Source organism: Streptomyces violens (genome assembly GCF_000717745.1).
GTDB lineage: Bacteria > Actinomycetota > Actinomycetes > Streptomycetales > Streptomycetaceae > Streptomyces > Streptomyces violens.
The window spans coordinates 251787-264297 of sequence record NZ_JOBH01000004.1; the positions used below are offsets into that span (position 1 = coordinate 251787).

Annotated in this window: 11 protein-coding genes; 10 read left to right on the forward strand and 1 reads right to left on the reverse strand. The window is 73.0% G+C overall.

Annotated elements, in window-relative coordinates; genetic code table 11:
- The 3 genes from IF04_RS0109855 to IF04_RS0109865 are packed head-to-tail and all read left to right on the forward strand — an operon-like array spanning position 1 to position 3370.
- Positions 1-999: an NADPH:quinone oxidoreductase family protein gene (locus IF04_RS0109855; RefSeq protein WP_030253613.1), complete on the forward strand. Its 999-nt coding sequence runs from the start codon at positions 1-3 to the stop codon at positions 997-999.
- Complete coding sequence (locus IF04_RS0109860; protein WP_030253616.1) at positions 996-2201, forward strand: acyl-CoA dehydrogenase family protein; 1206 nt, start codon at positions 996-998, stop codon at positions 2199-2201. Before IF04_RS0109855 ends, IF04_RS0109860 begins: the two co-directional genes overlap by 4 nt.
- Positions 2198-3370 carry an acyl-CoA dehydrogenase family protein gene (locus tag IF04_RS0109865; protein ID WP_051830982.1) on the forward strand — a complete coding sequence of 391 codons (1173 nt, stop codon included), beginning with the start codon at positions 2198-2200 and terminating at the stop codon, positions 3368-3370. Before IF04_RS0109860 ends, IF04_RS0109865 begins: the two co-directional genes overlap by 4 nt.
- 62 nt (positions 3371-3432) lie before the next feature.
- On the opposite strand, the gene IF04_RS0109870 is transcribed toward IF04_RS0109865, so the two are convergent.
- Complete coding sequence (locus IF04_RS0109870) at positions 3433-4371, reverse strand: TetR/AcrR family transcriptional regulator C-terminal domain-containing protein (protein WP_030253620.1); 939 nt, start codon at positions 4369-4371, stop codon at positions 3433-3435.
- Positions 4372-4544: 173 nt separating this feature from the next.
- On the opposite strand from IF04_RS0109870, the gene IF04_RS0109875 reads away from it, so the two are divergent.
- The 7 genes from IF04_RS0109875 (at position 4545) to IF04_RS0109905 (ending at position 12445) form a co-directional block, all read left to right on the forward strand.
- Positions 4545-5660, forward strand: a complete 1116-nt coding sequence (locus IF04_RS0109875) for an FAD-dependent monooxygenase (RefSeq protein ID WP_030253623.1) — start codon at positions 4545-4547, stop codon at positions 5658-5660.
- 51 nt (positions 5661-5711) lie between these two features.
- On the forward strand, positions 5712-7139 hold the full coding sequence (locus IF04_RS0109880) for a hypothetical protein (protein ID WP_051830984.1): 1428 nt from the start codon (positions 5712-5714) through the stop codon (positions 7137-7139).
- A gap of 149 nt (positions 7140-7288) precedes the next feature.
- On the forward strand, positions 7289-8899 hold the full coding sequence (locus IF04_RS0109885; RefSeq protein ID WP_030253628.1) for an ABC transporter substrate-binding protein: 1611 nt from the start codon (positions 7289-7291) through the stop codon (positions 8897-8899).
- A 38-nt stretch (positions 8900-8937) separates the two neighbouring features.
- On the forward strand, positions 8938-9894 hold the full coding sequence (locus IF04_RS0109890) for an ABC transporter permease (protein ID WP_245654363.1): 957 nt from the start codon (positions 8938-8940) through the stop codon (positions 9892-9894).
- Positions 9887-10756, forward strand: coding sequence for an ABC transporter permease (locus IF04_RS0109895; RefSeq protein WP_030253634.1), 870 nt, complete (start codon positions 9887-9889; stop codon positions 10754-10756). The genes IF04_RS0109890 and IF04_RS0109895 overlap by 8 nt, the downstream gene beginning before the upstream one ends.
- A gap of 56 nt (positions 10757-10812) precedes the next feature.
- Positions 10813-11763: an ABC transporter ATP-binding protein gene (locus IF04_RS0109900; protein WP_425428379.1), complete on the forward strand. Its 951-nt coding sequence runs from the start codon at positions 10813-10815 to the stop codon at positions 11761-11763.
- Positions 11756-12445 carry an ABC transporter ATP-binding protein gene (locus IF04_RS0109905; RefSeq protein ID WP_051830986.1) on the forward strand — a complete coding sequence of 230 codons (690 nt, stop codon included), beginning with the start codon at positions 11756-11758 and terminating at the stop codon, positions 12443-12445. The genes IF04_RS0109900 and IF04_RS0109905 overlap by 8 nt, the downstream gene beginning before the upstream one ends.
- Positions 12446-12511: the final 66 nt, after the last annotated feature.

Genomic DNA, 12511 nt, shown 5'->3' on the forward strand with positions numbered 1-12511 from the left:
GTGAAGGCATGGCGGGTACACGCGAACGGCGAGCCACGCGAGGTGATGCGGCTGGACGAGGTCCCGGACCCACAGCCGGGCCCGGGACAGCTGCTCCTCCGGGTGAAGGCCGCGAACGTCAACTTCCCCGACGCGCTGCTCTGCCGCGGCCAGTACCAGGTACGCCCGCCGCTGCCGTTCACGCCGGGCGTGGAGATCTGCGGCGAGGTGCTCGCCGCCGGTGAGGGTGCCGACGTCGCCGTCGGCACCCGTGTACTGGCGCAGCCGCCGCTGCCGAACGGCGGGTTCGCCGAACTGGCCGTGGTGGACGCCAAGTCCGTCCTCCCGGCACCGGATGCGCTGGACGACGCCGAGGCCGCCGCGCTGCACATCGGCTACCAGACCGGCTGGTTCGCGCTGCACCGCCGCGCACACCTCCAGGCCGGCGAGACGCTGCTGGTGCACGCGGCGGCGGGCGGCGTCGGCAGCGCCGCCGTCCAGCTCGGCCGGGCCGCCGGCGCCCGCGTCATCGGGGTCGTCGGCGGCCCCGAGAAGGCCGCGGTCGCCCGGGAACTCGGCTGCGACGTGGTCATCGACCGGCGCGCCGAGGACGTCATCAAGGCCGTGAAGGACGCCACCGGCGGCCGCGGCGCCGACGTGATCTACGACCCGGTGGGCGGCGACGCGTACGCCCAGTCCGCCAAGTGCGTGGCCTTCGAGGGCCGCATCGTCGTCATCGGCTTCGCCAGCGGCACGATCCCCAGCCCCGCGCTCAACCACGCGCTGGTGAAGAACTACGCGATCCTCGGCCTCCATTGGGGCCTGTACGCCACCAAGGAGCCGGCCGCCATCGGCGCCTGCCACGAGGAGCTGACCAAGCTCGCCGCGCAGGGCGTCATCAAGCCGCTGATCGGCGACCGGGTACCGCTGGACGGCGCCGCCGACGCGGTGCAGCGGGTCGCCGACGGCGTCACCACCGGACGCCTGGCCGTCCTCCCCGGAGAGGCGGGTGCCCGATGACCACGGAAGCCACCGCACGCCCTGTCGACGCCGAGGAGCTGCGTCGGCGCACCGCCGAGCTGCTCGCCGCTCATCCGCCGGCCACGACGGAGCGCCTGGACTTCCTGCGTGCCCGCTTCGCCGCAGGGCTCGCCTGGGTGCACTTCCCCGAGGGTCTCGGCGGCCTGGGCGCGCCCCGCGCCCTGCAGGCCGTCGTCGACGAGGAGCTGGCGGCCGCCGGGGCGCCCGACAACGACCCGGGACGGATCGGCATCGGCCTGGGCATGGCGGCGCCCACCATCCTGCGCTACGGCACCGAGGAGCAGCGGCAGCGCTTCCTGCCGCCCCTGTGGACCGGCGAGGAGGTGTGGTGCCAGCTCTTCAGCGAGCCCGGCGCCGGGTCCGACCTCGCGGGGCTCGCCACCCGTGCCGTGCGCGATGGTGACAGCTGGGTCGTGGACGGCCAGAAGGTGTGGACCTCCGGCGCGCACAAGGCCCGCTGGGCGATTCTCATCGCCCGTACGGACCCGGACGCACCCAAGCACCGCGGCATCACGTACTTCCTCTGCGACATGACCGACCCCGGTGTCGAGGTGCGGCCGCTGCGCCAGATCACCGGCGAGGCGGAGTTCAACGAGGTCTTCCTGACCGGCGTGCGGATTCCGGACAGCCGCCGCCTCGGCGAGGTCGGCGAGGGCTGGAAGGTCGCGCAGACCACCCTCATGAACGAACGCGTCGCCATCGGGGGCAACCGCATCCCCCGTGAAGGCGGCATGATCGGCGTCGCCGCCGCCGACTGGCGCGAGCGCCCCGAACTGCGCACCCACGACCTGCATCAACGGCTGCTGCGCCTCTGGGTGGAGGCCGAGGTGGCCCGCCTCACCGGTGAACGGCTGCGCCAGCAGCTCATCCAGGGCCAGCCCGGCCCCGAAGGCAGCGGCATGAAGTTGTCGTTCGCGCGGCTCGCCCAGGAGATCAGCGGCTGGGAGGTGGAGTTCCTCGCCGAGGACGGCCTCACCTACGACAGCTGGACGCACACCGGCTCCGACGTACTGAGCTTCATCGGGCGCGAGGCGGGCTACCGCTATCTGCGCGCCAAGGGCAACAGCATCGAGGGCGGCACCTCCGAAGTGCTCCTCAACATCGTCGCCGAACGCGTGCTCGGCCTGCCGTCCGAGCCGCGCACCGACAAGGACGTCGCGTGGAAGGACCTGCCCCGATGACCGACCAGCAGACTCTGGCGGACGCCACGGCGTCCGAGCTGCCCGAGGGCCCGGACCTGCTCTACTCCGAGCCCGAGGACGACCTGCGCGCCGCAGTACGGTCCCTGCTGACCGACCGCGGCGGTCCGGCCGCGGTCCTCGCCGAGCTGGAGTCGGGCCGCACGCACGACGCCGCCCTCTGGCGCTCGCTCGCCGCCGACATCGGGGCGGCCGGGCTGCTGGTCCCCGAGAAGCTCGGCGGGCAGGGTGCGGGCCCCCGGGAGGCGGCCGTCGTCCTGGAGGAGCTGGGCCGGGCCGTGACGCCCGTGCCGTACCTGACGAGCGCCGTGCTGGCGGTCACCGCCCTGATGGGCTGCGACACCGGCCAGGACGACGTGGCACGGCTGCTCGCCGCGCTGGCCGCCGGCGAGCGGATCGGCGTACTCACGCTCCCGCTGCCGACCGCGCCCGCAGGGCCGCTGGAGCCGCCCGTACGGGCCGGCGCCGACGGCGCGCTGCTCGGCACGGTCGCCTCGGTCGCCGACGCGGCAGCCGCCGACGTGCTGCTCGTACCGGTGCGCGCGGCGGACGGCATCGAGCTGTACGCCGTGGACACCGATGCGCCGGGGCTGCACATCGAGACGGTCACCCCGCTGGACCTCACCCGGCCGCTCGCCCGCGTCACCTTCGACGGCGCGGCGGGCCGCCGGCTGGCCGGCCCCGACCGGGCCGGCGCGGCCGTACGGAAGGCCCTGCTCATGGGTGCCGGGCTGCTCGCCTCCGAACAGCTCGGCATCGCCGAGTGGTGCCTGACCGAGCTCGTCGAGTACACCAAGCAGCGCCACCAGTTCGGCCGCCCGGTCGGCTCCTTCCAGGCGCTCAAGCACCGGATGGCCGCGCTCTGGCTGGAGGTGGTGTCGGCGCGGGCGGCGGCGCGCAACGCGGCGGACGCGCTGGCCACCGACAGCGCGGACGCCCCGGTGGCGGTGGCCGTCGCCCAGGCGTACTGCGCCCCGGTCGCGGTCCGCGCGGCACAGGAATGCCTCCAGCTGCACGGTGGCATCGGCATGACGTGGGAACACCCGGTCCACGTCTTCCTGAAGCGCGCCAAGAGCGACGAGATCGCCCTCGGCGCTCCCGGCCGCCACCGCGCGTCCCTCGCCGAGCTGGTGGACCTCACGGCCCCGTAGGCGCGGCGCGCACACTGGATGCCGGCCGACGGCTGTGGGAGCCGTCGGCCGGCATCCGTACGTCAGCGAAGGCGGGGCGCGACCAGGCCGTCGAGCAGGGCCTGGAGGCCGCTCTCGAAGAGCGCGTCGAGGTCCAGGTCGTAACCGTCGGCGCCGAAGGACTCCAGGAGCCGGGCGAACGTCGGGTACCGCCCCGAAGCGGCGATCGCCCCGAAGGCCGCTTCCTGTTCCCCCATCCACTGCTCCTGGGAGAGGCCCGTCACGCTTTCCGCGTGCGCCTCCCGTTCGAGGTGGACGGCGAGCCCCTGGACGTGGCTGTACAGCAGCACATTGATGTCCAGCATGGCGTTCCCGTCGAGCCCGAGGTCGTCGAGGCCCGCGAGCATCCACTCCGAGTAGGCCATCAGGTTCGGCAGCGCCAGCGGGCGCGTGAGCGGGGCGAGCTGCGCCAGCCAGGGATGGGCGCGGTGCACCGCCCAGAGGGCCCTGGCGCCCGTCTCCAGCCGCGTCCGACGGCACGCGGGCGGCTCCGCCGGGTACGCGATCTCACCGAGAACGCTGTCCGCCATCAGCAGGACCAGCTCGTCCTTGCCGTTCACGTACCGGTAGGGAGACATCGCCGCGGCCCCCAGACGGGCCGCGACGCCGCGCATCGACAGGGCCGCCAGCCCTTCCACGTCGGCCATCTCGACGGCCGTGCGCACGATGCGGGCGCGGGTCAGTTCATGGTCGGACGGGGTCGCGGCACGGGAGCCGTGAGCCGTGCCCGGGGGACGCCGGGACGGCGCCACCACCGTGCCGACCCGCGGCCGGGCCTCCACCAGGCCGTCCTGCCGCAGCGCGGTCAGCGCCTTCGTGGCCGTCGCCAGGGCGACGTGCCACTCCTCCGCGATCCGCCGGGTCGACGGCACCCGGTCACCGGCGACCAGCTCGCCGTCCTCGATACGCCGCCGGATCTCGGAGGCGATGCGCAGATACGGCGGAACATTTTCCGCAGCCATTCCGCCCCCTTTCTCAGCTGTACTAGTACAGAGGTTAGCAGGAAGGACGGTTCTTCAGTGCCTCTCTGTCCTAGAGCAAGCGGGTAAATCAGTCGCTGTGAGCCGCTTCCCCAGCTGGCGCGTACGGCGTACATTCAGCGCGTACACCGTACGTACTGCATCAGGGGGACTCAATGAGGAGCAGGACCGTGCTCGTCTCAGGGGCGGGCATCGCCGGCCTCGCCACCGCCTACTGGCTGCGCCACCAGGGCTACGAACCGACCGTGGTCGAGCGTGCTCCGGGGCTGCGTCCGGGAGGGCAGGCGATCGACGTCCGTGGTGTCGCGCTGGACGTCCTCGACCGGATGGGCGTGCTCCCGGACGCGCGCCGGCTGCGCACCCGGATGCGGGGCATGTCGATGCTGGACGCCACGGGGGAGGAGGTGTGGCGCTCCACCGAGCAGACCTTCAGCAGCGGCCGGCTCGACAGCGACGACATCGAACTGCTCCGCGACGACCTCACCGCGCTGCTGTACGAGCAGGCGCGCGACGGCATCGAGTACCTCTTCGGCGACTCGATCGCCACCCTTCAGGAGGCGGCCGACGGCGTACGCGTCGGTTTCGAGCGTGCCCCGGCCCGCAGCTTCGACCTCGTCGTGGGCGCGGACGGCCTGCACTCCACGGTGCGCCGGCTGGCCTTCGGTGCCGAGCCGGAATTCCTCCGGCACCTCGGGGCCTACGTGGGTGTGTTCAGTACCGGCAACTTCCTGGAGCTCGACGACTGGCAGGTGTGGCTCCAGGACGGCGGCGCGAGTTACGTCGTCTACCCGGCGCGCGGCAACAGCGAGCTCAGGGCCACGCTCGGCTTCTCGTCCGAGCCCTTCACGTACGACCACCGGGACACCGAGCACCAGAAGGCGCTGCTCCAGGAACGGCTGGGTCACCTGGGCTGGGAGACGCCGAAACTGCTGGCGGCGATGCGGGAGGCGCCCGACTTCTACTTCGACGCGATGGCGCAGATCCACCTGGACCGCTGGACCGCCGGCCGGGTGGCGCTCGTCGGGGACGCCGGCTACTGCCCCTCCCCGCTGTCCGGGCAGGGCACGAGCCTGGCCCTGGTGGGTGCCTACGTGCTTGCCGCCGAGCTGGGCCGCACGCCCGAGGACCACCGGGCCGCGTTCGGCCGCTACGACGCGCGGCTGCGCCCCTTTGTCGCCCGTAATCAGGCGCTCGCCACGGAGAACCCGTCCGGGCCCGCCCCCGAGGAGTCGATCGAGGCGGCAAAGAACGGCCTCGCGCTCGATGGCTGAACCGTTCCACTGGGCATGTCGGAAAAGTGAAGTTCGGGTAGCGTCGTACGTATGAAGGTCGCACCCCGACGACCCGCGTTCCCGTCGGTGCCGGCCCTGCCGGCCGCCGGTGCGGCGCTGCTGCTTGCGGTGGCGCCCGTCGCGGCTTCCGGGGCGGCCGCGTACGGGGCACCGACGGGGTCCGTCGTCGCCTCCGCGGCGCGCGCCGACGGGGGACTGGACGCGGCGGCCGACGCGCTCTCCAAGGGGCCCGTGTACGTCGACCCACGGGCTGCGGGACAGCTGCCGGACGGGCAGGCGGACGCGCTGGCGAGCGACATCGAGCAGGCCGGGAAGCCGGTCTTCGTGGCCGTGCTCCCCGCGAACTCCGACTACCCGCGCGCGACGCTCTTCGAGGACCTGCGCACCCGGGTCGGCGTCCAGGGTGTGTACGCGGTGCAGCTCGGCGACCGCTTCGACGCCCGGGCCGACGGGAACGTGATGTCCCGCGAGTCGGTGCGCCACCTTGTGGGTGCCGCCCAGCGTGCGCACCCAGGGGACGCGACCGCGCAGCTGAAGGACTTTGTCGCGCAGGCCGAGAAGCAGGTCGGGAAGGGCACACCGGACTCCTGGCAGGGCACGGGCGGGGACGGGGTCAGCAGCGGCGCGCTGGTCGGGCTCGGGGCGCTCGTGGTCCTCGGGGCGGGTGGCGCGTACACCGTCCACCGGCGCACCAAGCGCCGCCGTGAGGCCGAGGAGCAGGCCGCGCTGGACGCGCTGCGGGTGGTGGTCGACGAGGACATCACCGCTTACGGCGAGGAGCTGGACCGGCTGGATTTCCGGCCCGGCGAGCCGGGCGCCGATGACGCGATGCGCGCCGACTACGCGCACGCCCTGGACGCGTACGAGAACGCCAAACAGACAATGGGGCAGGCGCGGCACCCCCAGGACGTGCGGAAGGTGACGGAGACGCTGGAGGACGGCCGGTTCGCGCTGGCCACGCTCGCGGCCCGGCGGGAGGGCCGCCCGCTTCCGGAGCGCCGCCCGCCGTGCTTCTTCGACCCGCGGCACGGCCCGTCCGTGGCCGACGCGCAGTGGGCGCCACCCGGAGGCGCGGAGCGCACCGTCCCGGTGTGCGCGGCCGATCAGGCGCGGCTGGCGGACGGCCAGGAACCGATGGCCCGCACGGTGCGCACCCCGTACGGCGAGGACCGCCCGTACTGGGACGCGGGCCCCGTATACGGGCCCTGGGCCGGTGGCTACTACGGGATGCTCGGCGGCGGGCTGCTCCCGGGCCTGTTCCTCGGCACGATGCTCGGCTCCTCGATGATGGGCCCGGCCGCCTACGGGTGGGGCGACGGCGCGTACCACGGGGACGGCGGTGGCGGGGACTACTCGGGCGGCGACTTCAGCAGCGGCGACTTCGGTGGCGGCTTCGGTGGTGGCGGGGGCTTCGGGGGCGGCGACGGCGGGGGATTCGGCGGCGGCTTCGGCGACTGACCGCCCGCCCCGCAACCGGTAAGGGTCGCGTCCGAGTAAGGACCGCGTCTGTCCGCACTCTCTTACATGTTGTTTAATTGCAAGCCGTTCGCAAAAGCTTTGCCTCGGCATGAGGCGGCGTGAGACGGCTGAAGCAAGGAGAGTGGTGCATGTCCGCCCGGTCGATACGAGGAGCGGCCGCGACGGCCCTGGCGACGACGCTGGCCCTCGGTGCCGCGGCCTGCTCCACGCCGTCCGACGGCAAGGGCGCCGCGGGCGCGCAGGACTCCGCCGTGGTCGGCATCGCCTACGAGCCGGACAGCCTCAGCCCGCTGCTGGGCTACGGCAAGGACGGCAACTCCAAGATCTTCGACGGGCTGCTCACCCACGACGCCCGGATGCGGCTCAAGCCCGCGCTCGCCGAGAAGCTCCCCGAGGTTTCGGACGACGGCCGGACGTATACCTACACGCTGCGCAAGGGCGTGGAGTTCAGCGACGGCAAACCCTTCACGGCCGATGACGTGGTCTTCACCTATCGGACCATCCTCGACGAGAAGACCAACAACGCCTCCAAGGCCGAGCTCGACGCGATCGACAGCGTCGAGAAGAAGGACGACCGCACGGTCGTCTTCCACCTCAAGTACCCGTATGCGCCGTTCGCCGAGCGCACCGTCCTGCCGATCGCCCCGCAGCACGTCGCCGGCAAGCAGAACGTGAACAACGGTTCCTTCACCACCCACCCGGTCGGCACGGGCCCGTACGTCCTCACCCACTGGTCCAAGGGCGAGAAGCTCACCTTCAAGGCCAACCCGCACTACTGGGGCGGCGCGCCGAAGGTGAAGAAGTTCACCATGGCGATCATCAAGGACGACGACGTGCGCGCCACCCGGCTGCGCTCCGGTGACCTCGACGGCGCGATCCTGCCGCCCAACCTCGCCGCCACCTTCAAGTCCGCGCAGGACAAGAAGACATACACGGCGAAGACCTTCGACTACCGCAACGTCACGCTGCCCACCGCGAATCCGGTCACCGGCGCCAAGGCCGTGCGCCGCGCCCTGGACCTCGCAGTCGACCGTGAGGCGATGGTCAAGGGCATCCTGAACGGCGCGGGCAAGCCCGCCTACGGGCCCGTGCCCACCGACAGCCCGTGGTTCGCCAAGGGGACCGAGCGCGCGCACGACCTGAAGAAGGCCGAGCGCATCCTCGAGGACGCGGGCTGGAAGAAGGGCGCCGACGGCATCCGCACGAAGGGGAAGCAGCGCGCCTCGTTCACCCTCTGGTACCTCTCCGGTGACAAGCTCCGCCAGGAGCACGCCCTCGCCTTCGCCTCCGACGCCAAGAAGGCCGGCATCGAGGCCAAGGTCGAGTCCGGTACGTGGGAGGTCATCGAACCGCGGATGAAGCACGACGCGGTGCTCGCGGGCGGCGGCAGCCCCGCCGACCCCGACTTCGACCAGTACCTGCTGCTGCACTCCTCGCTCGCGGGCGACGGCTTCAACAACATGTCCCGGTACCGGAACGACAAGATCGACCGGGCGCTCGTCGACGCGCGCCGCACCGACGACCACGACCGCCGCAAGGCCGGGTACGACACCGTCCAGCGCGAGCTGCAGAAGGACCCCGCGTACATCTTCCTGACCCACATCGACCACCTGTACGTGGTGAACGACGCGTGGCAGGTCCCGGGGGAGCAGGGCCTGACCACTCAGGTCGAGCCGCACGACCACGGCCTGGCCTCCGGCCCCTGGTGGAACGTCGAGGACTGGCAGCCCAAGAAGTGAGCATCCTGAAGTCCCTGCCCTGGGGGCCGATGGCGCGGATGACCGGACGGCGGGCCCTGCTCGCCGTCCCGGTCCTCCTCGCCGTCACCTTCGGGGTGTTCGCCATCGCGGCGGCCTCGCCCTTCGACCCGGTCAAGGCGTACGCGGGGACCGCCGGCCTGACCGCGTCGCAGGAGAACCTCGACCAGATCCGCCACAACCTCGGCGTCGACCAGCCCCTGATCACCCGTTGGTGGGACTGGCTGACCGGCGCCCTCACCGGCGACCTCGGCGACTCCGCCTCGTTGCGCGCCCCGGTCTCCCAGGTCATCGGCGAACGCATCGGCTGGTCCGTCCTGTTGTGCGCGCTCGCCTTCGTGCTCGCCGTGTTGCTCGGCACCGTGCTGGGCGTCCTCGCCGCCCGTAGGCGCGGCGGTCTGCTCGACCGTACGGTGACGGGCGCCGCGTACGCACTGGAGGCCGCGCCGCCCTTCTGGCTCGGCCTGCTCGCCATCTGGCTGTGCGCGCTGAAGTTCGGGATGCTGCCGGCCGGCGGCCTCACCGACACCGGGAGCGGCACCGCCACCGCCGGTCAGGTCGCCCGCCATGTGGTCCTGCCTGCCCTCGTGCTGGCCGTCTCGCAGCTCCCGTGGTTCGTGCTGTACGTACGCCAGGGCGTCGGGGACGCGCTCGCCGAGGACCCGGTGCGCGGCGCGCGCTCCCGGGGCCTGCGCGAGCGCACCGTCCTGCTGCAGCACGCGCTGCGCAGCGGCCTGCTGCCGGTGCTCACCCTGATCGGCTCCCGGGTGCCCGAACTGATCACCGGCGCGCTGCTGGTGGAGACCGTCTTCAGCTGGCCCGGCATCGCGGCGGCCACCGTCCAGGCCGCCACCAGCGTCGACTTCCCGCTGCTGGCGGCGCTGACCGTACTGGCCACGGCCGCGGTGCTGGCCGGGAACCTGCTCTCCGACCTGCTGTACGGACTCGCCGACCCGAGGGTGGCGTTCGATGGCTGACCTCACCTGGCACCCCGCGCGGTCCCATGGGGGCCGGGACCACCGCTCCCTGAGGGTGGGCGCTTCGGCCGTCATCATGGCCGCCGTACTCCTCGCCGTCCTTCTTGTGCCGCCGCTCGTCCCGATGGACGCGCAGGCCGTCGACCTCGCCGCCAAGTTGCAAGCACCTTCCCTGGCACACCCCTTCGGGACCGACGAGGTCGGCCGGGACCTGTTGCTGCGCTGCGTCTACGGGCTGCGCGTCTCCCTCCTGGTCGGTGTGGTCGCCGCGCTCACCGCCACGGTCATCGGCACCGCGGTCGGCGCACTGGCGGGCGCGCTCGGCGGCTGGGCGGACCGGGCCGTGATGCGGGTCGTGGACCTCTTCTCGTCCGTGCCGCACCTGCTGCTGGGCATCTTCATCGTGGCGATGTTCCGGCCCGGCGTCTGGCCGGTGATCATCTCGGTGGGGCTCACCCACTGGCTGTCCACCGCGCGCATCGTGCGGGCCGAAGTGCTCTCGCTGCGCGGCCGCCCGTTCGTCGACGCCGCGGTCTCCGGGGGCGCCTCGCGGTGGCGGGTGGCCGTACGGCACCTGCTGCCCGGCGTGCTGCCACGGGCCGGCCTCGCCGCCGTCCTGATGGTGCCGCACGCCATCTGGCACGAGTCCGCGCTGTCCTTCCTGGGCCTCGGCCTGCCCGCCCACGAAGCGAGCCTGGGCATCATGGTCAACTCCGCGCGCAGCTCCCTGCTGGCGGGCGACTGGTGGCCCACGCTCTTCCCCGGCCTGTTCATCATCGTGCCCACCCTCGCCGTCGCCGGTCTCGCGGGCGCCTGGCGGGAACGGCTCGACCCGCGCCGCCGATCGGAGCTGATGCTGTGAGCACCGCAGAAGCGCCTCCCGTGCTGTCCGTGCAAGGACTCTCCGTACGCTTTCGGATGCGCGGTGGTCGGCACGTCGCCGCCGTCACCGACGCGTCCTTCGCCCTCGCGCCCGGCGAGTGCCTGGCTCTGGTCGGGGAGAGCGGCTGCGGCAAGTCCGTACTGGCCTCCGCGCTGCTCGGCCTGCTGCCCGGCAACGCGCGGACGGCCGGCTCGGCACGGCTCGCGGGAACGGCGCCCGATGGCGCGCCGCTGCCCTCCGTAGAGCTGCTCACCGCCACAGAGGGGGAGCTCGCGCGCAGTGTGCGCGGCCGGCGGGCCGGGCTGGTCCCGCAGAGCCCCGCCGCGCACCTCACACCCGTACGCACCGTACGGGCCCAACTGGAGGAGACCGTCCGCGAACTGACGGACGTCCCCCGCCACGAACTGCGCTCGGCTGCAGAGGGGGCAGCCGAGCGCGCGGCCTTCCCCGCCGACCACCTCGACCGGTACCCGCACCAGCTCTCCGGGGGCCTCGCCCAGCGCGCGGCGACCGCGCTCGCGCTGGTCGGCGAGGCGCCGCTGCTGATCGCCGACGAGCCGACCACCGGGCTGGACCGCGACCTGGTGGACCGTACGGTGGACGAGCTGCGGCGGCACGCGGACGACGGACGCGCGCTGCTGATGATCACGCACGACCTCGCGGCGGCCGAGCGGATCGCCGACCGGGTCGCCGTCATGTACGCGGGCCGCATCGTCGAACTAGCCGACGCGGCGGACTTCTTCGGTACGCCGGGCCCGCAGCACCCGTATGCGCGCGGTCTGCTCAACGCACTCCCCGAACGCGCCTTCACGCCCATCCCCGGCCAGCCTCCCGAGCTGGGCGCGCTCCCCGAAGGCTGCGCTTTCGCCGTCCGCTGTCCGCACGCGACGGCCGCGTGCGACGTCGTGCCCGAGCCGGTCGACGGGGTGGCCTGCCACCACGTACCGGTAGGCGCCCTGGCCACTGGAGAGGCCGCCGATGCTTGACCTCATGGACATCACCGCCGGATACGACCGCGCACGGCCCGTCGTGCGCGGCGTATCTCTGAGCGTCGCACCCGGTGAAGCGGTCGGGCTGCTCGGCCCCAGCGGCTGCGGCAAGTCCACGCTCGCCAAGGTGGCGGCCCTGCTGCACCGCCCCGACCGGGGGAGCGTCGTCGTGGACGGACGGGCCGCGCCCGGCTGGCGGCACCGCGCCCCGCGCGAGCTGCGCACCGCCTTCGGCGTCGTCTTCCAGCAGCCCCGGCTCGCCGCCGACCCCCGGCTGCGGCTCGCCGACCTGATCGCCGAGCCGCTGCGCGCGGCCGGCCGTCGCGGCGAGGCGGCGGAACGGCTCGCTGAGCTGGTGCCGCGCGTCGGCCTCGGCCCCGAACTGCTCGGCCGCCGCCCGCACGAGGTCAGCGACGGCCAGCTGCAGCGCGCCTGCCTCGCCCGCGCGCTGGTGCTGCGGCCGCGCTGGCTGATCTGCGACGAGATGACCGCGATGCTCGACGCCTCGACGACGGCCGCGCTGGTCGCGGTGGTGGAGGAGTACCGCGCGGAGTCCGGCGCCGGTCTGCTCGCCGTCGGCCACGACCGGGTACTGCTCGAACGATGGTGCGACCGTACGGTGCGGTGGGAGGCGCTGGCGCAGCACGCGTCCTCGCGGCCCCGGGCAGCCGTCCGGTGACCTGCAGTGATCACCCTTTCGGAGGACGCCTGACGGCCGGGTGAAGACCGCGAAATACGCCAAACT